Annotated in this window: 20 protein-coding genes; 16 read left to right on the top strand and 4 right to left on the bottom strand. The window is 73.0% G+C overall.

From position 1 onward, the window contains the following. Positions 1-136: 136 nt before the first annotated feature. Together AB0Q96_RS04615 and hemW are read left to right on the top strand one after the other, a co-directional pair. The gene (locus AB0Q96_RS04615) at positions 137-2014 is read left to right on the top strand and encodes a long-chain fatty acid--CoA ligase (protein WP_365321591.1); all 1878 of its coding nucleotides are present in this window, start codon (positions 137-139) and stop codon (positions 2012-2014) included. Positions 2015-2099: 85 nt separating this feature from the next. After that, a complete protein-coding gene (gene hemW / locus AB0Q96_RS04620) occupies positions 2100-3332 on the top strand; it encodes a radical SAM family heme chaperone HemW (protein ID WP_365321593.1) in 1233 nt (410 codons plus the stop codon). A 191-nt stretch (positions 3333-3523) separates the two neighbouring features. On the opposite strand, the gene AB0Q96_RS04625 is transcribed toward hemW, so the two are convergent. After that, positions 3524-4336, bottom strand: coding sequence for a DUF3097 domain-containing protein (locus tag AB0Q96_RS04625; protein ID WP_365321595.1), 813 nt, complete (start codon positions 4334-4336; stop codon positions 3524-3526). A 161-nt stretch (positions 4337-4497) separates the two neighbouring features. After that, the gene (locus AB0Q96_RS04630; RefSeq protein WP_365321597.1) at positions 4498-5220 is read right to left on the bottom strand and encodes an MBL fold metallo-hydrolase; all 723 of its coding nucleotides are present in this window, start codon (positions 5218-5220) and stop codon (positions 4498-4500) included. Between the two features lie 156 nt (positions 5221-5376). Here AB0Q96_RS04630 and hrcA point away from each other — a divergent pair, with 156 nt between their 5' ends. The 7 genes from hrcA to AB0Q96_RS04665 all read left to right on the top strand — a co-directional run bounded on the left by hrcA (position 5377) and on the right by AB0Q96_RS04665 (position 12088). Then, positions 5377-6396 carry a heat-inducible transcriptional repressor HrcA gene (hrcA, locus tag AB0Q96_RS04635; RefSeq protein ID WP_361163251.1) on the top strand — a complete coding sequence of 340 codons (1020 nt, stop codon included), beginning with the start codon at positions 5377-5379 and terminating at the stop codon, positions 6394-6396. Beyond that, the gene (dnaJ, locus tag AB0Q96_RS04640; RefSeq protein ID WP_365321599.1) at positions 6397-7533 is read left to right on the top strand and encodes a molecular chaperone DnaJ; all 1137 of its coding nucleotides are present in this window, start codon (positions 6397-6399) and stop codon (positions 7531-7533) included. It abuts the gene before it with no gap. Positions 7534-7679: 146 nt separating this feature from the next. Continuing rightward, positions 7680-8759, top strand: a complete 1080-nt coding sequence (locus AB0Q96_RS04645; RefSeq protein WP_365321601.1) for a nitronate monooxygenase — start codon at positions 7680-7682, stop codon at positions 8757-8759. Beyond that, the gene (locus tag AB0Q96_RS04650; protein ID WP_365321603.1) at positions 8756-9499 is read left to right on the top strand and encodes a 16S rRNA (uracil(1498)-N(3))-methyltransferase; all 744 of its coding nucleotides are present in this window, start codon (positions 8756-8758) and stop codon (positions 9497-9499) included. Before AB0Q96_RS04645 ends, AB0Q96_RS04650 begins: the two co-directional genes overlap by 4 nt. Before the next feature lie 220 nt (positions 9500-9719). Then, a complete protein-coding gene (locus AB0Q96_RS04655) occupies positions 9720-10079 on the top strand; it encodes a histidine triad nucleotide-binding protein (RefSeq protein ID WP_365321605.1) in 360 nt (119 codons plus the stop codon). A 14-nt stretch (positions 10080-10093) separates the two neighbouring features. Beyond that, on the top strand, positions 10094-10996 hold the full coding sequence (locus AB0Q96_RS04660) for a ribonuclease Z (RefSeq protein ID WP_365321607.1): 903 nt from the start codon (positions 10094-10096) through the stop codon (positions 10994-10996). A gap of 87 nt (positions 10997-11083) precedes the next feature. Next, positions 11084-12088, top strand: a complete 1005-nt coding sequence (locus AB0Q96_RS04665) for an adenosine deaminase (protein ID WP_365321609.1) — start codon at positions 11084-11086, stop codon at positions 12086-12088. Between the two features lie 107 nt (positions 12089-12195). Here AB0Q96_RS04665 and AB0Q96_RS04670 read toward each other — a convergent pair whose 3' ends face one another. Then, positions 12196-13407 carry an MFS transporter gene (locus AB0Q96_RS04670; protein ID WP_365321611.1) on the bottom strand — a complete coding sequence of 404 codons (1212 nt, stop codon included), beginning with the start codon at positions 13405-13407 and terminating at the stop codon, positions 12196-12198. Positions 13408-13677: 270 nt separating this feature from the next. On the opposite strand from AB0Q96_RS04670, the gene AB0Q96_RS04675 reads away from it, so the two are divergent. From AB0Q96_RS04675 to AB0Q96_RS04695, 5 genes are all read left to right on the top strand, one after another. Next, positions 13678-14793, top strand: coding sequence for a PfkB family carbohydrate kinase (locus AB0Q96_RS04675; protein ID WP_365321613.1), 1116 nt, complete (start codon positions 13678-13680; stop codon positions 14791-14793). 133 nt (positions 14794-14926) lie between these two features. Next, positions 14927-16012 carry a PhoH family protein gene (locus AB0Q96_RS04680; protein WP_365321615.1) on the top strand — a complete coding sequence of 362 codons (1086 nt, stop codon included), beginning with the start codon at positions 14927-14929 and terminating at the stop codon, positions 16010-16012. 12 nt (positions 16013-16024) lie between these two features. After that, a complete protein-coding gene (gene ybeY, locus AB0Q96_RS04685) occupies positions 16025-16522 on the top strand; it encodes an rRNA maturation RNase YbeY (RefSeq protein WP_329420475.1) in 498 nt (165 codons plus the stop codon). A gap of 10 nt (positions 16523-16532) precedes the next feature. After that, positions 16533-17840, top strand: coding sequence for a hemolysin family protein (locus AB0Q96_RS04690; protein WP_365321617.1), 1308 nt, complete (start codon positions 16533-16535; stop codon positions 17838-17840). Further along, on the top strand, positions 17837-18190 hold the full coding sequence (locus AB0Q96_RS04695) for an MmcQ/YjbR family DNA-binding protein (protein WP_365321619.1): 354 nt from the start codon (positions 17837-17839) through the stop codon (positions 18188-18190). Before AB0Q96_RS04690 ends, AB0Q96_RS04695 begins: the two co-directional genes overlap by 4 nt. 1 nt (position 18191) lies before the next feature. Here AB0Q96_RS04695 and AB0Q96_RS04700 read toward each other — a convergent pair whose 3' ends face one another. Beyond that, positions 18192-19616: an MFS transporter gene (locus AB0Q96_RS04700; protein ID WP_365321621.1), complete on the bottom strand. Its 1425-nt coding sequence runs from the start codon at positions 19614-19616 to the stop codon at positions 18192-18194. Positions 19617-19708: 92 nt separating this feature from the next. On the opposite strand from AB0Q96_RS04700, the gene AB0Q96_RS04705 reads away from it, so the two are divergent. Continuing rightward, positions 19709-20596 (top strand): helix-turn-helix transcriptional regulator, encoded by an 888-nt coding sequence (locus AB0Q96_RS04705; protein ID WP_365321623.1) that lies wholly within the window; start codon positions 19709-19711, stop codon positions 20594-20596. Positions 20597-20706: 110 nt separating this feature from the next. Beyond that, positions 20707-21069, top strand: coding sequence for a cytidine deaminase (locus tag AB0Q96_RS04710; RefSeq protein ID WP_365321624.1), 363 nt, complete (start codon positions 20707-20709; stop codon positions 21067-21069). Positions 21070-21117: the final 48 nt, after the last annotated feature.

The following is a 21117-nucleotide window of genomic DNA, read 5'->3' on the forward strand; positions in this document are numbered from 1 at the left end:
AAGTGCGCTCAGACCCGTTCGTTATATGCAAGCCCTTACGCGCCAGTCCCCGGCGCTCTACTCTGAAGCCGCTCGAAGGTTACTCGCCAGTTAGTTACGCACCGCCTGACCGCACCGCCGCCGCCCGGAGGACGTCGTGAGCGACACACAGACCCTGATCGAGAACCGGCCGCCGTCCGTGGCGACCCTTTTCCTTGAGCGCGTCGAGCGGACCCCGGACGCGGAGGCCTACCGCTACCCGGTCCCCGCCGCCTCCGGACAGGGCCCCGACGAGTGGAAGTCGCTCAGCTGGGCGCAGGCCGCCGAGCGCGTCTACGGGATCGCCGCCGGCCTCATCGACCTCGGCGTCCAGCCCGAGGAGCGGATCGCCCTCGCCTCCTCGACCCGGGTCGAGTGGATCCTCGCCGACCTCGGCGTGATGTGCGCGGGCGCCGCCGTGACCACGGTCTACCCGCAGACCAACGCCGAGGAGTCGGCGTTCATCCTCTCCGACTCCGACTCGCGCGTCCTCATCGCGGAGAACGCCGACCAGCTCGCCAAGGCCGTCGAGCGGCGCGCCGAACTGCCCCACCTCCACCACGTGGTCGTCATCGACCCCGAGGGCGCCGACATCGACGACGAGTGGGTGCTGACCCTCGCCGACCTGGAGGCCCGCGGCAAGGCGTACCTGGAGAAGAACCCGGAGGCCGTCAAGGAGCGGGTCGGGGCGATCACCGCCGAGCAGCTCGCCACCCTCATCTACACCTCGGGCACCACCGGCCGCCCCAAGGGCGTCCGCCTCCCGCACGACAACTGGTCGTACATGGCCAAGGCCATCGCCGCCACCGGCCTGGTCACCCAGGACGACGTGCAGTACCTGTGGCTGCCGCTCGCCCACGTCTTCGGCAAGGTGCTCACCTCGGGCCAGATCGAGGTCGGCCACGTCACCGCCGTCGACGGCCGCATCGACAAGATCATCGTGAACCTGCCGGTCGTGCAGCCCACCTACATGGCGGCCGTCCCGCGCATCTTCGAGAAGGTCTACAACGGGGTGGCCGCCAAGGCCCGCGAGGGCGGCGGCGCCAAGTACAAGATCTTCCAGTGGGCGGCCGGGGTCGCCCGCGAGTACGCCAAGGTCACCCAGGACAACTTCCGCCGCACCGGCACCGCCTCCGCGCCTTTCGGCCTCGCCGCCAAGCACAAGGTCGCCGACGCGCTGGTCTACAAGAAGCTCCGCGAGGCCTTCGGTGGGCGGCTGCGCGCCGCCGTCTCCGGCTCGGTCGCGCTGGCCCCCGAGATCGGCTACTTCTTCTCCGGCGCCGGCATCCACATCCTGGAGGGCTACGGCCTGACGGAGTCCTCGGCCGCCTCCTTCGTCAACCCGGGCGAGGCCTACCGCACCGGCACGGTCGGCAAGCCGCTGCCCGGCACCGAGGTCCGCATCGCCGACGACGGCGAGATCCTGCTCCGCAGCCCCGGCGTCATGGAGGGCTACCACGGCCTGCCGGAGAAGACGGCGGAGGTCCTGGAGGCGGACGGCTGGTTCCACACCGGCGACATCGGCGAGCTGTCCGCCGACGGCTACCTGCGGATCACCGACCGCAAGAAGGACCTGTTCAAGACCTCCGGCGGCAAGTACATCGCGCCGACCGAGGTCGAGGGCCAGTTCAAGGCCGTCTGCCCGTTCGTCTCCAACATCGTGGTGCTCGGCGCCGACCGGAACTACTGCAGCGCGCTCATCGCGCTCGACGAGCCGGCCATCCTCGGCTGGGCGGCCGAGCACGGGCTCGGCGGCAAGTCCTACGCGGAGGTCGTCGCCGCCCCGCAGACCCAGAAGCTCATCGAGGGCTATGTCACCCGCCTCAACGAGGGCCTGCAGCGCTGGCAGACGATCAAGAAGTTCCGCCTGCTGCCGCGCGACCTCGACGTCGAGCACGGTGAGCTCACGCCCAGCCTGAAGATGAAGCGCCCCGTCGTCGAGCGGACCTACCAGCACCTGATCGAGGAGATGTACGAGGGAGCGCGCGAGGCCTGAGCGGGCCCCGACCGGTCTGAACTGGGGTTTCCCGGGTTATCCACAGGGGAGGCGGTCACGTCGGGCGGTACGGGACAATGGCTGCATGCCTTCCGTACTGCCCGATGGTGAGCCCATGCCCGAGGACGGGGCGCTGCCCGCCCACGCCCTGGAAGGGGCCGGCGAGCGGCCGCTCGGGTTCTATCTGCACGTGCCGTATTGCGCGACCCGCTGCGGCTACTGCGACTTCAACACGTACACCGCGAGCGAGCTGCGCGGTGCCGGGGGCGTGCTCGCCTCCCGGGAGAACTACGCGGGCCAGGTCGCCCAGGAGATACGCCTGGCCCGCAAGGTCCTCGGCGACGACCCGCGTCCCGTCCGGACCGTCTTCGTCGGCGGCGGCACGCCCACGCTGCTCGACGCGGGCGACCTGGTCGCGATGCTCGCGGCGATCCGCGAGGAGTTCGGGCTCGCCGACGACGCCGAGGTGACGACCGAGGCGAATCCGGAGTCCGTCGACCCCGCGTATCTGGCGACGCTGCGCGAGGGCGGCTTCAACCGGATCTCCTTCGGCATGCAGAGCGCCCGGCAGCACGTGCTGAAGATCCTCGACCGCACCCACACCCCCGGGCGCCCCGAGGCGTGCGTCGCCGAGGCGCGGGCGGCCGGCTTCGACCACGTCAACCTCGACCTCATCTACGGCACCCCCGGCGAGTCCGACGACGACTGGCGGGCCTCCCTCGACGCCGTGATCGGCGCCGGACCCGACCACGTCAGCGCCTACGCGCTCATCGTGGAGGAGGGCACCCAGCTGGCCCGGCGCATCCGCCGCGGCGAGATACCGATGACCGACGACGACGTCCACGCCGACCGGTACCTGATGGCCGACGAGGTGCTCTCCGGGGCGGGCTTCGAGTGGTACGAGGTCTCCAACTGGGCCACCTCGGAGGCCGGGCGCTGCCTCCACAACGAGCTGTACTGGCGCGGCGCCGACTGGTGGGGCGCCGGGCCCGGCGCCCACAGCCACGTGGGCGGCGTGCGCTGGTGGAACGTGAAGCATCCGGGCGCGTACGCGGCGGCCCTCGGCTCCGGCACGTCGCCCGGCGCCGGGCGCGAGGTGCTGTCGGAGGAGGACCGGCGGGTGGAGCGCGTCCTGCTGGAGCTCCGGCTGCGCGAGGGCGTCGCCCTGTCCCTCCTGAAGCCCGCGGGCCTGGCGGCCTCCCGCAAGGCCCTGGACGACGGCCTCCTCGCCCCCGAGCCGTACGCCCAGGGGCAGGCGGTCCTGACCCTCCGCGGCCGGCTGCTCGCCGACGCGGTGGTGCGGGACCTGGTGGACTGACCGGGAGGGTCGCGGAGGGTCGCGGAGGCCGGCGCCGGGTCCGGTCCTGCCCGGGTCCGGTCCGGCGCTGGGCCGGACACGGGGCCGGTCCGGTCCGGGCCATGCCATGCCATGGTCCGGTCCGGGCCATGCCATGCCATGCACCGGGGCCCCGTCACCCGTCGTCGGCCTGGCGCGCCCCGCCCCGCCCCTCACCCGCCCTCGGGTGCCGTCACGTGGTCGATCAGGTGCTCCACGGCGCCCAGGAGCTCCGGCTCCAGGTCCTTGTACGACGTCACCTTGGACAGGATGTGCTGCCAGACCGCGCCCGTGTTCTCCGGCCAGCGCAGGGCGCGGCAGACGCCGGTCTTCCAGTCCTGGCCGCGGGGGACCGAGGGCCAGGCCGGGATGCCCACCGAGGAGGGCTTCACGGCCTCCCAGACGTCGATGTACGGGTGCCCGACGATCAGGACGTCCGGGGACGAGACCTGGGCGGCGATGCGGGACTCCTTGGAGCCCGGCACCAGGTGGTCGACGAGGATGCCGAGGCGGGCGTCGGGGGCCGGGGCGAACTCGGCGACGATCGCCGGCAGGTCGTCGATGCCCTCCAGGTACTCGACGACGACGCCCTCGATGCGCAGGTCGTCGCCCCAGACCCGCTCGACCAGCTCGGCGTCGTGGCGGCCCTCCACGTAGATCCGGCCGGCCCGGGCGACGCGCGCCCGGGCGCCGGGGACGGCGATCGAGCCGGAGGCGGTGCGGGTGGGGCGGGCCGGGGCGGCGCGGGTGGGGCGGACCAGGGTGACGACCCGGCCCTCCAGGAGGAAGCCGCGCGGCTCCATCGGGAAGACCCGGTGCTTGCCGAAGCGGTCCTCCAGCGTCACCGTGTCCGCCTCGCAGCGGATCACGGCCCCGCAGAAGCCGGTCGCGACCTCCTCCACGACGAGATCGCGGTCCGCCGGGACCTCGGGGACGGGCGCCGAGCGCTTCCAAGGGGGAGTCAGGTCCGGGTTGTAACTGCGCATGGGCTCGATTCTGCCCTGGGCGGGCCGCGTCCGCCGTGCACGGACGAGGGAGCGTCAGGTCCCGTCCCGTAGGCGCGCGTTCGACTCCGCTACGCCACCCCGAAGCGCCGCGCCGGCTCCTCTCGCCACGCCACTCCGAAGCGCCGCGCCGGCTCCTCCCGCTACGCCACCCCGAAGCGCCGCGCCAGCTCCTCCCGCTGGCGGCGGACGAACGCGGCGTCCACCACCGCCCCGTGGCCCGGTACGTACACCGCGTCCGGGCCGCCCAGGGACAGCAGCCGGTCCAGCGCCGCCGGCCAGCGGCCGGGGATCGCGTCCGGGCCCGCCTGCGGTTCGCCGGACTCCTCGACCAGGTCGCCGCAGAAGACGACCTCCGGCGCGCCCGGCACGAACAGGGCCAGGTCGTGGCCGCTGTGGCCGGGCCCGATGTTCGCGAGCAGCACCTGCCGGCCGCCCAGGTCCAGGGTCCACTCGCCCGAGACGGTGTGGCGGGGCGCGACCAGGATCTCGGCCGCCTCCGCCGCGGCCCGGGCGTCCACCCCGTGCCGTACCGCGTCCGTGCACAGCTCCTCCCGCTCGCGCGGCAGCAGCGTGTCCAGGCCGGCCGCCCCGAAGACCTCGGCCCCGGAGAAGACCGCCGTGCCCATGACGTGGTCGAAGTGCGGATGGCTCAGTGCGATATGCGTCACCCGGCGGCAGCCCGTCAGCGCCCCCACCTGGGTCCGCAGCTCCGCGCCCTGCGCGAGGGTCGCCCCCGTGTCGTACAACAGCACCGCGTCCCGGCCGATGACCAGGCCCACCGTGGCGTCCCAGCCCGGCAGCCGGCGCCTGCCGACGCCCTCCCCGAGGCGCTCCCAGCCGTACTCTTCCCATTCCACGTCCATGCGGCGACGCTAACCGCTGCGACCCCGCCGACGCCGCCTCCTTGCCAGGAGCGATGTCCGCCGCCGTACACTGGCCGGGGGATTCCTGGCACTCGGGCAGGGCGAGTGCCAAAAAGGGAAGAACCGGAACCCGATCGACAGCTGGAGGTGTGCGCGGTGCTCAGCGAACGCAGACTCGAGGTGCTGCGCGCCATCGTCCAGGACTACGTCGGGACGGAGGAGCCCGTGGGCTCCAAGGCGCTGACCGAGCGCCACAAGCTGGGTGTGTCGCCCGCCACCGTGCGCAACGACATGGCGGTGCTGGAGGAGGAGGGCTTCATCGCCCAGCCCCACACCAGCGCCGGGCGCATCCCCACCGACAAGGGCTACCGCCTGTTCGTGGACCGGCTGGCCGGCGTCAAGCCGCTGTCGACCCCCGAGCGGCGGGCGATCCACAACTTCCTCGACGGAGCCGTCGACCTCGACGACGTCGTCGGCCGCACGGTACGGCTGCTCGCGCAGCTCACCCGGCAGGTCGCCGTCGTGCAGTACCCCTCGCTGACCCGTTCGACGGTCCGGCACGTGGAACTGCTGTCGCTGGCCCCCGCCCGCCTCATGCTGGTGCTCATCACCGACACCGGCCGGGTCGAGCAGCGGGTCATCGACTGCCCGGCGCCCTTCGGCGAGACCTCCCTGGCCGACCTGCGGGCCCGGCTCAACAGCCGGGTCGTCGGCCGCCGGTTCGCGGACGTGCCGCAGCTGGTGCAGGACCTCCCCGAGTCCTTCGAGGAGATCGAGGACCGCGGCACCGTCACGACGGTGCTCGCCACCCTCCTCGAAACGCTCGTGGAGGAGCAGGAGGAGCGGCTCATGATCGGCGGCACCGCCAATCTGACCCGCTTCGGACACGACTTCCCCCTGACGATCAGGCCCGTCCTGGAAGCCCTGGAGGAGCAGGTCGTGCTCCTCAAGCTGCTCGGCGAGGCCAAGGAATCAGGCATGACCGTACGCATCGGGCACGAGATCGCCCACGAGGGGCTGACGTCCACGTCGGTCGTCTCGGTCGGCTACGGTTCCGGCGGCGAGGCAGTCGCCAAACTCGGCGTGGTCGGACCGACCCGCATGGATTACCCCGGAACGATGGGAGCGGTACGCGCAGTGGCACGTTACGTCGGACAGATCCTGGCGGAGTCGTAAGTGGCCACGGACTACTACGCCGTGCTCGGCGTACGCCGCGACGCGTCGGCAGACGAGATCAAGAAGGCCTTCCGCCGACTCGCCCGCGAGCTTCACCCGGACGTCAACCCGGACCCGAAGACGCAGGAGCGGTTCAAGGAGATCAACGCCGCCTACGAGGTGTTGTCCGACCCGCAGAAGAAGCAGGTCTACGACCTCGGCGGCGACCCGCTGTCGGCCTCCGGCGGCGGTGGCGCGGGCGGCTTCGGCGCGGGCGGCTTCGGGAACTTCTCGGACATCATGGACGCCTTCTTCGGTACGGCGTCCCAGCGCGGCCCGCGCTCGCGCACCCGGCGCGGCCAGGACGCGATGATCCGCCTGGAGATCACCCTCGACGAGGCGGCCTTCGGCACCACGAAGGACATCCAGGTCGACACGGCCGTCGTGTGCACCACCTGCTCCGGAGAGGGCGCCGCGCCCGGCACCTCCGCGCAGACCTGCGACATGTGCCGCGGCCGAGGTGAGGTCTCCCAGGTCACCCGGTCCTTCCTCGGCCAGGTCATGACCTCCCGCCCCTGCCCGCAGTGCCAGGGCTTCGGCACCGTGGTCCCGACCCCGTGCCCCGAGTGCGCGGGCGACGGCCGGGTCCGTTCCCGCCGCACGCTCACGGTCAAGATCCCGGCCGGTGTCGACAACGGCACCCGGATCCAGCTGGCGGGCGAGGGCGAGGTCGGCCCCGGCGGCGGCCCCGCCGGCGACCTGTACGTCGAGATCCACGAGACCCCGCACGAGGTCTTCCAGCGGCGCGGCGACGACCTGCACTGCACGGTCACCCTCCCGATGACGGCCGCCTCCCTCGGCACGAAGGTGCAGCTCCAGACCTTGGACGGGCTGGAGGACGTCGACATCCGCCCGGGCACCCAGTCCGGCCAGTCGATCCCGCTGCACGGCCGGGGCGTCACGCACCTGCGCGGCAACGGCCGCGGCGACCTGATCGTCCACGTCGAGGTGCAGACCCCGTCCAAGCTGGACCCGGAGCAGGAGCGCCTGCTCCGCGAGCTGGCCAAGCTGCGCGGCGAGGAGCGGCCCACGGGGCAGTTCCAGCCGGGGCAGCAGGGGCTGTTCTCGCGGTTGAAGGACGCGTTCAACGGGCGCTGAGTCAGGCCCGGCATATGCCCAGGGGTGGTTCCGCACGGCGCGGGGCCACCCCTTCGCGTACCCCACGGTCACGGGCCCGCCCGCCCCCTTCCGCACCCCTCCCGTACCGATTCGGCCGGGCCGTCCAGGCATGGCACGATGCCTGCATGTCCACCGCACTGAACGATCTCTCTCGTCATCCGATCGTGCAGGCCCCCATGGCGGGTGGCGCCTCCTCCCCCGAGCTCGTCGGTGCCGTGTGCGAGGCGGGGGCCCTCGGGTTCCTGGCCGGCGGGTACAAGACCGCGGGCGGGCTCTACCAGGAGATCAAGCGGGTCCGCGGACTCACCGGACAGCCCTTCGGGGTCAACCTCTTCATGCCGCAGAGCGGCCAGCCCGCCGACCCCGCCGCCGTCGAGGTCTACCGGCACCAGCTCGCCGGGGAGGCCGGCTGGTACGAGACGGAGCTCGGCGATCCCGACCAGGGCCGCGACGACGGGTACGAGTCCAAGCTGGCGATCCTCCTCGACGACCCGGTGCCGGTCGTCTCCTTCACCTTCGGCTGCCCCGACCGCGACGCGCTCGACGCGTTCGCCCGGGCCGGCACGTTCACCATCGTCACGGTCACCTCCGTCGAGGAGGCCCGCACCGCCGAGCGCGCCGGGGCCGACGCCCTGTGCGTCCAGGGCACCGAAGCGGGCGGACACCAGGGCACCCACCGCGACGACCCGGCCGACGGGCCGTCCGCCGGCAGCGGCGGCGGGCTGCTCGCGCTGCTCACCGAGGTGCGCGAGAACGTCCGGCTGCCGATCGTCGCCACCGGCGGCATCATGCGCGGCCGGCAGATCGCCGCCGTCCTCGCCGCCGGCGCCGACGCGGCCCAGCTCGGCACCGCGTTCCTGGTCTGCCCCGAGTCCGGCGCGGACCCGCTGCACAAGCGGGCCCTGACCGACCCGCTGTACACCCGGACCGAGCTCACCCGGGCCTTCTCGGGCCGCCCGGCCCGCGGCCTGGTCAACCGGTTCATGCGCGAACACGGGCCGTACGCCCCCGCCGCCTACCCCGAGGTCCACCACCTCACCGCCCCGCTGCGCAAGGCCGCCGCGACCGCCGGCGACCCGCAGGGCATGGCCCTGTGGGCCGGACAGGGCCACCGGCTGGCCCGCGACCTCCCGGCGGGCCGCCTGGTCGAGGTCCTCGCAGAAGAACTCCACACCGCCCTAGCCAGCTCCAGGAGCGCATCGTGACCGCACCCGTCTTCGTCGTCGACACCGTCCCCCCGGTGGGCGGCTTCCTCCTCGACGGACCCGAGGGGCGCCACGCGGTGTCCGTGAAGCGGCTGCGCGCGGGCGAGGAGCTGGTGCTGACCGACGGGAACGGGGCCTGGGCCGCGTGCGCGGTCACCGCCGCCGAGGGCAAGGACCAGCTGACCGTCGAGGTCACCGCCGTCCACCAGGACCCGGCGCCCGCGCCCCGGATCACCGTCGTCCAGGCCCTGCCCAAGGGCGACCGCGGCGAACTGGCCGTCGAGACCATGACGGAGACCGGCGTGGACGCGATCGTGCCGTGGGCCGCGTCCCGCTGCATCACCCAGTGGAAGGGCGAGCGCGGACTGAAGGCGCTCGCCAAGTGGCGGGCGACGGCCCGCGAGGCCGGCAAGCAGTCCCGCCGCACCCGCTTCCCCGAGGTCGCCGACGCGATGACCGGCAAGCAGGTCGCCGCCCTCCTCGCGACCGCCGACTTCGCGGCTGTGCTCCACGAGGACCGCGACCACCCGAGCGGGGCGCTCGCCACCGCCGAACTCCCCGACTCCGGCGAGATCGTGCTCGTCGTCGGCCCCGAAGGCGGCGTGTCCCCGGACGAGTTGGCGCTCTTCGAGGCCGCCGGGGCGAAGCCGTACCGCCTCGGGCACAGCGTGCTCCGCACCTCCACGGCGGGCACGGCGGCGGGCGCGCTCGTGCTCGGGCGGACCGGGCGCTGGGCGTAGGCGGGCGGGCGGCTGGCGGGGGACGGCGGACGACGGACGGCGGGCGCTGGGCGGCGGACGGTAGACGGTAAGGGTTCGCGGCCGGGCGGCGGGCGGTGGACGGCGGGCGGCAAGGGTTCGTGGCCGGGCGGCCCCCGGGATTCCCGGGGCCCCTCCCGGCCCGTCGCCCTCCCGATAGCATGCGCGTGTACTGATCAACGGAGCCGAGGAGGATCGGGTCATGGCCGGAGAGCCGCAGAGCGACTGCCTGTTCTGCAAGATCGTGGCAGGGGAGGTCCCGGCGACGATCGTGCGCGAGACGGACACGACCGTCGCGTTCCGCGACATCAACCCGCAGGCGCCCACGCACGTCCTGGTCATCCCGCGCCTGCACTACCCGGACGCCGCCTCCCTCGCCGCCGCCGCTCCGGCGGTCGCCGCCGACGTGCTGCGCGAGGCCGGTGAGGTCGCCGCGGAGGAGAAGGTCGACGGGCACGGTTTCCGGATCGTGTTCAACACCGGCGCCGGCGCCGGGCAGACCGTCTTCCACGCCCACGCGCACGTCCTCGGCGGCCGCGGCCTCAACTGGCCCCCCGGATAGGCCCGGACGTCACCGTGTCCGTACGTGAACTGGTCGTCCTCGGCACCGCGAGCCAGGTGCCGACCCGGCATCGCAACCACAACGGCTACCTGCTGCGCTGGGACGGCCAGGGCATCCTCTTCGATCCCGGCGAGGGCACTCAGCGGCAGATGCTCAGGGCCGGGGTCGCGGCGCACGACCTGAACCGGATCTGCGTCACGCACTTCCACGGCGACCACTCGCTCGGCCTGGCCGGGGTGATCCAGCGGATCAACCTCGACCAGGTCCCGCACCCGGTCACCGCGCACTACCCGGCGAGCGGGCAGCGCTTCTTCGAGCGGCTGCGGTACGCCACGGCCTACCGCGAGACCGTGCGGCTGACCGAGGCGCCGGTCGACGCCGACGGGCCGCTCGCGGTCACCGGGGCGTACACCCTCGACGCCCGCCTGCTCTCCCACCCCGTCGAGTCCTACGGCTACCGGCTCACCGAGCCCGACGGGCGCCGCATCCTGCCCGAGCGGCTCGCCGCGCACGGCATCAAGGGCCCCGACGTGGGCCGGATCCAGCGCGACGGCGTGCTCGGCGGCGTGACCCTCGACGAGGTGAGCGAGGTCCGGCGCGGCCAGCGGTTCGCCTTCGTGATGGACACCCGGCTGTGCGACGGGGTGCACGCGCTCGCCGAGGGCGCCGACATGCTCGTCATCGAGTCGACCTTCCTCGACGAGGACGTCCGGCTCGCCACCGACCACGGCCACCTGACGGCCGGCCAGGCCGCGGCCGTCGCCCGCGACGCGGGCGTGCGGCACCTGGTCCTGACCCACTTCTCGCAGCGGTACTCCGATCCGGCGGAGTTCGAGCGGCAGGCGCGGGCGGCCGGGTTCGAGGGCGAGCTGAGCGTCGCCCGGGACCTCATGCGGATCCCCGTACCGAAGCGCTAGGCGGCGACACCGGCCGGGCCAGGCCCCGGACGGACCGCCGCGCACCGAGACACGCGCACCGAAACACTCCAGGAAAGCACCAGCACCATGCCCGTACCCAAGGCCGAACTGCACCTCCACATCGAGGGCACCCTCGAACCCGAGCTGGCCTTCGCCCTCGCCGCCCGCAACGGCGTCACCCTCCCGTACGCGGACACCGAGGCCCTGCGCGACGCGTACCGCTTCAGCGACCTCCAGTCCTTCCTGGACCTGTACTACGGCCTCATGGGCGTCCTGCGCACCGCCGAGGACTTCACCGAACTCGCCGACGCCTACCTCGCGCGGGCCGCCGAGCAGGGCGTGCGGCACGCCGAGATCTTCTTCGACCCGCAGGCGCACACCGCCCGCGGGGTCCCGTTCGGCGTCGTCGTGGAGGGGCTCGGCGTCGCCCTCGACCGTGCGGAGGAGCGGTACGGGATCTCCACCCGGCTGATCATGTGCTTCCTGCGCGACGAGTCCGCCGAGTCGGCGATGGCGACCCTGGAGACCGCGAAGCCGTACCTCCACCGGATCACCGGCGTCGGCCTCGACTCGGCCGAGGTCGGCCACCCGCCGGCGAAGTTCCGCGAGGTGTACGAGGAGGCCGCCCGGCTCGGTCTGCGCCGGGTCGCGCACGCGGGCGAGGAGGGTCCCGCCGCGTACGTCCGCGAGGCCCTGGACGTCCTCGGCGTCGAGCGGATCGACCACGGCCTGCGCTGCCTGGAGGACCCCTCGCTCGTCGAGCGGCTCGCGCGGGAACGGGTGCCGCTGACGCTCTGCCCGCTGTCCAACGTGCGGCTGCGGACCATCGACACCATCGAGGACCACCCGCTGCGGACCATGCTGGCGGCCGGGCTCGTGGCGACCGTCAACTCCGACGACCCGGCGTACTTCGGGGGCTACGCGGGCGACAACTTCGACGCGGTGCGGGATGCGTTGGGGCTGGGGGAGGAGGAGCTGCGGACCTTGGCGCGGAACTCGTTCCTGGCGGCGTTCCTGGAGGACGCGGAGGGGTTGCGGGAGCGGTATCTGGCGGAGGTCGAGGCGTACGAGTTCGGGGGCGGCGGGGCGTAGTCGCTTCGCGTTGAGTTGCGGGGTGGGGGCGGGCGGGGGCGCCTGCGGCGGGCCGTTCCCCACCCCGCCCCTTCCCGAAACCGGGGCTCCGCCCCGGACCCCGCGCCTCAAACGCCGGCGGGGCTGGAATGGGCGCTCACCGAGTGGGAACGGGTACCGACCGCGCGGAAGCGGCCCCGCAGGACCGGGCGGCCCGCCGCTTGTCTCGCCACCGCCGTCATCGGGGCCGCCACCAGCAGCAGCAGGGCGCACAGCGCCACGCCCATGCCCGGGTAGCCGGTCGTCTGTGCCAGCGTGCTGCCGGTGAACGGGCCGCAGGCGACTCCCAGGGAGGAGGCCGCGCCGACGAGGACGGCCCAGCGGCCGCTTGGGTCGAGGGAGGCGGCCAGGCCGAGGAGGTGGGACAGGACGACGGGGTACACCGCGTTCCACAGGATCTCGCCGGTCGCGAAGGAGTAGGGGCCTTCGGCGGACGAGCTGAGCAGGACGCAGAGGGCGATGAGGGGCGTGCCGGCGGCGATGGGGGCGACGCGGCCGAGGCGGTGGCCCAGGGCTCCGGCGGCGGTCACGCCGGCGAGGCCGGCGCCCAGGGCGACGGCGAAGACCAGGCCGAGGGTGACCTCGGTGAGGCCCGCCCGGGTGAGGCCGATCCGGCCGCTGACGCCCCACAGCGCGTTCTGGGCCATCGACCAGCACAGGATCGAGGCGGCCAGGACGAGTCCCGCGCGGCGGTGGGGGAGCGGGGCCGCCCGGTGCTCGCGCGGGGCGTCGGGGTGGTGGTCGGTGGGGACGGGGAGGCGGGACGTCGCCGGGTAGGTGAGGAGCGCCGCCGCCGCTATCGCCGCGAACGGCAGGGCGTGGCCGCCGCCGAGGTGCGGCAGGCTCAGGTAGAGGACGCCCGCCGTCGCGGAGACGCCGAGGAGGCCCAGGGTGGCCGCGCGGTGGGGGTCGGGGCGGCCGGCGATGCCCGCCGCGGCGACGGCGGTGGCGGTGCCGGAGCCGAAGCCGCCGAGGACCGCGCCCGCCACGACCGGCGTCACCGTGCCGCTCGCGGCGGCCGTCCCGTAGCCGAGGGCCATGGCGAGCAGCCCGAGCCGGGCGGCCCGGCGGGGGTCGACGCGCCGGCCTCGGGAGGCGAGGACGAAGCCGGCGCCGGCCGAGCCGAGCAGCAGGATCGAGCCGATCAGACCGGCTTGGGCGGTACTGAGGGCGAGTCCCGTGGAGAGCCTGCCGACGAGGGTCGGCAGCAGGTACGGGGCGAGGTAACCGGCCGTGAACAGGGCGACGAGGGCCCCGAGGGCACGCGGGCGCGCGGGCATGGGCGTTCCAGGGAATGAACGGGGAAATGAGATGACGCCCGGTGATCCACACGGTCGCGGCACCATGTGTATCAAGCATCCGAGTGGGCGGAGAAGGCGTTATCCCCCGATTGGAACCGTGATACGAGTCACAATCGGTTTGGGATGGGGTTCTGTGGGTATCAAGCGACGACCTCGTTGCGTCACCCCTGTCCCGCCACCCCCTTCGGGCACACTGTCCGGATCAGCACCAGGGTGCCGATCCGCCGCACCACGACCGGGGAGCCTGCCGTGACCGAACGCGACACCGACGTCGACCCGCTGGTCCGGCTGCGCGAGCCGACCGACCCCGACTGCGACGTCTTCCTCACCGGCACCGTCTTCCTCGACATCATCTTCACGGGCCTCGACAGCGCCCCCGTGCGCGGCACCGAGTCCTGGGCCCGGGGGATGGGATCCAGTCCGGGCGGGGTCGCCAACATGGCGACGGCGCTGGCCCGTCTCGGGCTGCGCACCTCGCTGGCCGCCGCCTTCGGTGACGACCACTACGGCGAGTACTGCTGGGACGCCCTGGAGCAGGGCGAGGGCATCGACCTCTCGCTGTCGCGGACCGTGCCCGGCTGGCACTCGCCCGTCACCGTCTCCATGGCGTACGAGGGTGAGCGGACCATGGTGTCCCACGGGCACGCCGCCCCGCCGCTCGACGGCTCCCTGCCCGCCTACCCGTCGCACGCCTACCCGCCGCACGCCCGCGCCGCCGTCGCCTCCCTGGTGCCCGGCCGCAGCGAGGAGTGGGTGGCCAGGGCCGCCCGGGGCGGCGCCAAGGTCTTCGCCGACGTCGGCTGGGACGACACCGGCCGCTGGGACCTGGCCGGTCTCGGCGACCTGGAGCACTGCGAGGCCTTCCTGCCCAACGCGGCCGAGGCCATGCGCTACACCCGCACCGACTGCCCGCGCGCCGCCGCCCGCGCCCTCGCCGACAAGGTGCGCTACGCCGTCGTCACGCTCGGCTCCGAGGGGGCCTACGCCGTGGACGGGGCCACCGGCGAGACCGCCGAGGTGCCCGCGATCCAGGTGGCCGCGCTCGACCCGACCGGCGCCGGGGACGTCTTCGTCGCCGGTTTCGTCACCGGCACCCTGGCCGGCTGGCCGCTCGCCGACCGGCTCGCCTTCGCCGGGCTGACCGCCGCGCTGTCCGTGCAGGAGTTCGGCGGCTCGCTCTCCGCGCCCACCTGGGGCGAGATCGCCGCCTGGTGGCAGACGGTCCAGGGCCACGAGGGCCAGGACCCGGAGGCGCTGCGCAGCCGCTACGCCTTCCTGGAGCGGCTGCTGCCGGTCCCCGACCGCGCCTGGCCGCCGCGCCGCGCCGTCCCCACCATCGGCTTCCGCTCGGCGCCCGCCTCCTGAACGGGCGCCCCGGCCCGTCTCCCGTAAACCGCTTCGGGGTTGTCCGTACCGAGTCGTAGGCTTGGTATCCGAGAGGTTGTCGAGCAGCGAGAACCCTGCAACGGGAGGTATGTGCAGGCCCCAGTGCCGGCCCATGACTCAGACACCCACAGCCCACGACGGCGCGCCCCTCGACGGGACGCACGCACAGGCCCGCGCGCTCTTCACCGTCCCCGCCAAGCACCCCATGGTGACCGTCCTGGGATCCGGTGACAGCCTGCTGCGCGTGATCGAGGACTCGTTCCCCGACGCGGACATCCACGTCCGGGGCAACCAGGTCACCGCGGTCGGGGACGCCGCGGAAGTCGCGCTGATCCAGCGCCTGTTCGACCAGATGATGCTGGTGCTCCGCACCGGTCAGCCGATGACGGAGGACGCAGTGGAACGCTCGATCGCCATGCTCAGGGCGAGCGAGAACGGTGAGGGGGAGGGCGGCCAGGAGACCCCGGCCGAGGTGCTCACGCAGAACATCCTCTCCAGCCGCGGTCGCACGATCCGCCCCAAGACCCTCAACCAGAAGCGCTACGTCGACGCCATCGACAAGCACACCATCGTCTTCGGCATCGGCCCCGCCGGTACCGGAAAGACCTATCTGGCCATGGCCAAGGCGGTCCAGGCCCTGCAGTCCAAGCAGGTCACCCGGATCATCCTGACCCGGCCGGCGGTCGAGGCGGGCGAGCGGCTCGGCTTCCTGCCCGGCACGCTCTTCGAGAAGATCGACCCGTATCTGCGCCCGCTCTACGACGCGCTGCACGACATGCTCGACCCCGACTCGATCCCCAAGCTGATGGCGAGCGGGACGATCGAGGTCGCGCCGCTGGCGTACATGCGGGGCCGGACGCTCAACGACGCGTTCATCATCCTCGACGAGGCGCAGAACACGAGCCCCGAGCAGATGAAGATGTTCCTCACCCGCCTCGGCTTCGACTCGAAGATCGTCATCACGGGTGACATCACCCAGGTCGACCTGCCGGGCGGCACGAAGAGCGGTCTGCGGCAGGTCCGGGAGATCCTGGAGGGCGTCCCGGACGTGCACTTCTCGACGCTCACGTCGCAGGATGTCGTACGGCACAAGCTGGTCGGCCGTATCGTCGACGCGTACGAGCAGTACGACATCCGCAACGAGGGCCGCAAAGCGGGCCGTGGCGACAGCCGCGGCGGCGGCCGCAACGGGAAGTAGAAACAGCAGCACATGTCGATCGACGTCAACAACGAGTCCGGAACCGAGGTCGACGAGCAGGCGATCCTCGACATCGCCCGCTACGCGCTCGCCCGGATGCGCATCCACCCGCTCTCCGAGCTCTCGGTGATCGTCGTGGACGCCGACGCGATGGAGCAGCTCCACATCCAGTGGATGGACCTCCCGGGCCCGACGGACGTCATGTCCTTCCCCATGGACGAGCTCCGTCCGCCGGCGAAGGACGACGAGGAGCCGCCGCAGGGCCTCCTCGGCGACATCGTGCTCTGCCCCGAGGTCGCCACCCAGCAGGGCAAGGACGCCCCGACGCAGCACTCCATGGACGAGGAGCTCCAGCTCCTCACCGTCCACGGGGTGCTGCACCTGCTCGGCTACGACCACGAGGAGCCGGACGAGAAGGCCGAGATGTTCGGTCTCCAGGCCGCCATCGTGGACGGCTGGCGCGCGGAGAAGGGCCTGACCGGCCCGTCCCCGGCCCCCACCGTCTCCTGAGCGGGCGGCCATGAGTGCTCAGCTGATCCTGGGCGCGGTCGCCCTGGTCGTCGTCGCCTGGCTCGCCGCCTGCGCCGAGGCCGGACTCGCCCGCGTCTCCAGCTTCCGCGCCGCCGAGGCCGTGCGGTCGGGGCGGCGCGGCGCCGAGAAACTGGCGCAGGTCGCCGCCGACCCGACCCGCTACCTCAACGTGGCGCTGCTCGTCCGGGTCTCCTGCGAGATGGCGGCCGGCGTCCTCGTCACGTACGCCTGCCTGGAGGAGTTCCCGGAGACCTGGGAGGCGCTGCTCGTCGCCATCGCCGTCATGGTGCTGGTGTCGTACGTCGCCGTCGGCGTCTCCCCCCGCACCATCGGGCGCCAGCACCCGCTGAACACGGCGACCGCCGCCGCGTACGTGCTGCTGCCGCTGGCCCGGATCATGGGCCCGATCCCGCAGCTCCTCATCCTCATCGGCAACGCCCTCACGCCCGGCAAGGGCTTCCGCAAGGGCCCGTTCGCCTCCGAGGCCGAGCTGCGGGCGATGGTCGACCTCGCCGAGCAGGAGTCGCTCATCGAGGACGACGAGCGCCGCATGGTGCACTCCGTCTTCGAACTGGGCGACACCCTGGTGCGCGAGGTGATGGTGCCGCGCACCGACCTGGTCTGCATCGAGCGGTACAAGACCGTCCGTCAGGCCCTCACCCTCGCCCTGCGCTCCGGCTTCTCGCGCATCCCGGTGACCGGTGAGAACGAGGACGACATCGTCGGCATCGTGTATCTGAAGGACCTGGTCCGCAAGACGCACATCAACCGGGACGCCGAGGCGGACCTGGTGTCCACGGCGATGCGCCCGGCGGCCTTCGTGCCCGACACCAAGAACGCGGGCGACCTGTTGCGCGAGATGCAGCAGGAGCGCAACCACGTCGCCGTCGTCATCGACGAGTACGGCGGCACGGCCGGCATCGTCACCATCGAGGACATCCTGGAGGAGATCGTCGGTGAGATCACCGACGAGTACGACCGGGAGCTGCCGCCCGTCGAGGAGCTCGGCGACGACCGCTACCGGGTCACCGCCCGCCTCGACATCGGCGACCTCGGCGAGCTGTACGGCTTCGGGCCGGACGAGTACGACGACGAGGACGTGGAGACCGTCGGCGGACTGCTCGCCAAGGCCCTCGGCCGGGTCCCGATCGCCGGGGCCAACGCCGTCGTGGAGCTGCCCGACGGGCGGCGGCTGCGGCTGACCGCCGAGTCCCCGGCCGGCCGCCGGAACAAGATCGTGACCGTGCTCGCCGAACCGGTCGCGCCGGCCGGCACCGAGGAGGATCCGGAGTCGTGACCCCCGACCAGCTGCGTGCCTTCTGCCTGGACTTCAACGACGCCACGGAGGAGTTCCCGTTCACGCCGGAGACCTCCGTCTTCAAGGTCGCCGGGAAGATGTTCGCGCTGTCGGCGCTGGACTCCGAGCCGCTGCGGATCAACCTCAAGTGCGATCCGGACGAGGCCGTACGGCTCCGCGAGGAGCACCCGGCGATCGCCCCCGGCTACCACATGAACAAGCGGCACTGGAACACCGTGACCGTCGGCGAACTCCCGGACCGGATGGTCCGGGAGCTCGTCGAGGACTCGTACGACCTCGTGGTCGCCGGTCTGCCGAAGGCGGTACGGCTCCGGCTCGACCGCCCCTGAGTCACCGCCGGCGCAGCCCGAGCGCGACCACCACGGCCGCGCCGAGCACGATCGCCGCGTCCAGGGCGAGGACCGTGCGGACACCCCCGTACAGGTTCTCGCCCGTGGTGGCGAGCACACCGAGCAGCGGGATGCCGACGGTGATGCCGACCTGCTGGGTGGTGGTCACCAGACCGGTGGCCAGGCCCTGCTCCTCGTCGGGCACGCCCGAGGTGACGGTCACGCCGTACGCGATGATCGCGCCCAGGTGGAACATCGAGGCCAGCGAGACGAAGACGGTCGCGAGGAGGGCGCCCGAGGAGGTGCCGATGCCCAGGATCGCCGCCGTGAACAGGCCCTGCGCGAGCAGCGAGACCACCAGGGTGCGGCGGGCGCCGAAGCGGCCGATCACCTTCGGGGCCAGCGAGCCGGCGAACACCGACAGGACGCCCTGGACGCCGAAGACCAGACCGGTGCGGAAGCCCGACAGGCCCAGCGTCTCCTGGAGGTACAGGGTCAGCGCGAACACCACCGTCGACATCATCGAGAAGGTGACGAGCCCGCCCAGGTTGCCGAAGGCGACCGTGCGCCGCCTCAGCATCGGCAGCGACACCAGCGGTGCGGAGCTGCGGGACTCGACGACCGCGAACGCCGTCAGCAGGCCGACGCCCGCGATCAGGGTGACCAGCACGTCCGCGCCGCCGAAGCCGCGCTCGGCCGCCGTCGACAGGGCGTAGATCAGCGCGAGCAGACCACCGGTGACGGTCACCGCGCCCGGCACGTCCAGCTTCGGCCGCTCCGGGGTGCGGGACTCGGGCAGCAGGCCCGGCGCCAGCGGCAGCACGAGCACGCTGAACAGGGTGAGCAGGGCCATCGTGGAGCGCCAGCCCAGGGCGTCGGTCATGACGCCGCCGAGGACCATGCCGACGGTGAAGCCCAGCGACAGCAGGGTGCCGGAGATGCCGAGCGCCCGGTCGCGCTGCGGGCCCTCGGGGAAGGTGGTGGTCAGCAGCGACATGCCGGTCGGCACGATCATCGCCGCGCCGACGCCCTGCAGGGCGCGCCCGGTGAGGAAGGAGGCCGGGTCCCAGGCGAGGGTGGCGAGCAGCGAGGCCGCGCCGAACAGCGCGAGGCCGGTCAGGAACAGCTTCTTGCGTCCGTACAGGTCGCCGAGCCGGCCGGACAGCAGCAGGAAGCCGCCCGACGGCAGGGCGAAGGCGGTGACCGCCCACTGGAGCGCGGCGGGGCTGAGGCCGAGGTCGGCGCCGAGCACCGGCAGCGCCACGTTCAGCACGGAGAAGTCCAGGGCCACCATGAACTGGGCGGCGCACAGCACGATCAGGATGAGCCGGCCGCGGCCGGAGAGCGCCGGGGGAGCGGGCGCCGGGGCGGGAGCGGACGGGGTCCGCCGGGTCGGGGGAGAGTCGGGAGAGGTCACGGTTGCCATGCCCACGACTCTGGTGGCTCGGGAACAACGGTGGGGAGCGGGAACTTATCCTGTTGGTCGCACCACCAGGCAGCCAGGGGGAGGAAGCACACGTGGCCACGCCACTGGAGAGCGTCGACGCGAAGTCGCACCGACTGGCCGAGCTCCGCGAGTTCCTGAGGAGCCGTCGTGCCCGGGTCAGCCCCGCCGAGGCGGGCCTGCCGGACGGCGGTGCGCGGCGTCGCACGCCGGGGCTGCGCCGCGAGGAGGTCGCCGTCCTCGCCGGGGTCGGGGTGTCCTGGTACCAGTGGTTGGAGCAGGGCCGGGACATCACGGTGTCGGCGCAGGTCCTCGACTCGGTGGCGCGGGTGCTGCGGCTGAGCCCGACCGAGCGGCGCCATCTGTACGTACTGGCGGCGCTGAACCCGCCGGCCCCGGAGCTCGCCCCCGAGGACCGGGACATGTGCCACGGGCTGCGGCGGCTGATCGACACGTGGATGCCGTTCCCGGCGCACATCATGGACCAGTACTGGAACACCGTGATGTACAACGACGCGGCGTCGATCGTGCTCGGCATGCGCCCGGAGATCGTGCAGAACTGCCTGATCGCCTTCTTCACGGACCCGCTCTACCGGGTGCGTTCGCCCCGCTGGCAGGAGCTCGCGCCGAAGGTCGTCGCCCAGTTCCGCTCGGCCTGCTCGGAGTGCCCGGACGACGAGGGCTTCCGGCAGGTGGTCGAGGAGGCCAAGGCGGCGAGCGAGGAGTTCGCGGAGCTGTGGCAGCGCCGGGACATCCTGCCCGGCGGCCAGAACCGCAAGGAGATGGAGCACCCGCTGGTCGGCCCGCTGGTCGTGGAGGCCACCCAGCTCCGCGTCCCGGCCCGCCCCGACCTGGTGATCGTCCTGCACACCCCCCTCCAGGAGGCGGACACCGCCGCCAAGCTGGAGTGGCTGGTCTCCCCGGAGGGGCGGCGCGGGGCGATGTATCCGGTGGCGGGCTGAGGCGGGCGTTCCCGGGCGGGGCGACGGGCCGGTGTCCGGGCTTCGGTAAGCCGGTGTCCGTTGGGCGGGCGTCCGCTCGTGGCCGGGGTGGGCCGTCCTATCCTCGGATCATGACACTCAACCGCGAGCACGACGACCTCGGAGCCGAGGACCTCAAGATCATCACGCTGGCGCGCAGCGCCCGCGCCCGCAACGGGGTGCCCGAGGGTGCGGCGGTACGTGACGAGACCGGGCGGACGTACGTCGCCGGCACCGTCGCGCTGGAGTCGCTCAAGCTCAGCGCGCTGCAGACCGCGGTCGCCATGGCGGTGGCCAGCGGTGCCCAGTCGCTGGAGGCCGCGGCCGTCGTCTCCACCGCCGAGGCCGCCTCCGACGCGGACCGCGCGGCGGTGCGGGACCTGGGCGGGCCCGGGACCCCGGTGCTGCTGGCCGGTACGGACGGGCGCCTCAAGGCGGCGGTCTCCGCGGGCTGAGCCCCGGATCCACCCGCGAGGGCCCGGCACGCACCCCGTGCCGGGCCT

Origin of the sequence: Streptomyces sp. NPDC093111 (genome assembly GCF_040683955.1) — a bacterium.
Taxonomy (GTDB): Bacteria; Actinomycetota; Actinomycetes; order Streptomycetales; family Streptomycetaceae; genus Streptomyces.

What these genes read in the sequence shown, in the direction of transcription:
- AB0Q96_RS04665 (WP_365321609.1), top strand. Translation starts at nt 11,084, where the DNA reads ATGCCCGTACCCAAGGCCGAACTGCACCTCCACATCGAGGGCACCCTC.
- AB0Q96_RS04630 (WP_365321597.1), bottom strand. Translation starts at nt 5,220, where the DNA reads ATGGACGTGGAATGGGAAGAGTACGGCTGGGAGCGCCTCGGGGAGGGC.
- AB0Q96_RS04655 (WP_365321605.1), top strand. Translation starts at nt 9,720, where the DNA reads ATGGCCGGAGAGCCGCAGAGCGACTGCCTGTTCTGCAAGATCGTGGCA.
- AB0Q96_RS04645 (WP_365321601.1), top strand. Translation starts at nt 7,680, where the DNA reads ATGTCCACCGCACTGAACGATCTCTCTCGTCATCCGATCGTGCAGGCC.
- AB0Q96_RS04710 (WP_365321624.1), top strand. Translation starts at nt 20,707, where the DNA reads ATGACACTCAACCGCGAGCACGACGACCTCGGAGCCGAGGACCTCAAG.
- hemW (WP_365321593.1), top strand. Translation starts at nt 2,100, where the DNA reads ATGCCTTCCGTACTGCCCGATGGTGAGCCCATGCCCGAGGACGGGGCG.
- AB0Q96_RS04625 (WP_365321595.1), bottom strand. Translation starts at nt 4,336, where the DNA reads ATGCGCAGTTACAACCCGGACCTGACTCCCCCTTGGAAGCGCTCGGCG.
- AB0Q96_RS04700 (WP_365321621.1), bottom strand. Translation starts at nt 19,616, where the DNA reads ATGGCAACCGTGACCTCTCCCGACTCTCCCCCGACCCGGCGGACCCCG.
- ybeY (WP_329420475.1), top strand. Translation starts at nt 16,025, where the DNA reads ATGTCGATCGACGTCAACAACGAGTCCGGAACCGAGGTCGACGAGCAG.
- AB0Q96_RS04670 (WP_365321611.1), bottom strand. Translation starts at nt 13,407, where the DNA reads ATGCCCGCGCGCCCGCGTGCCCTCGGGGCCCTCGTCGCCCTGTTCACG.
- AB0Q96_RS04680 (WP_365321615.1), top strand. Translation starts at nt 14,927, where the DNA reads ATGACTCAGACACCCACAGCCCACGACGGCGCGCCCCTCGACGGGACG.
- AB0Q96_RS04690 (WP_365321617.1), top strand. Translation starts at nt 16,533, where the DNA reads ATGAGTGCTCAGCTGATCCTGGGCGCGGTCGCCCTGGTCGTCGTCGCC.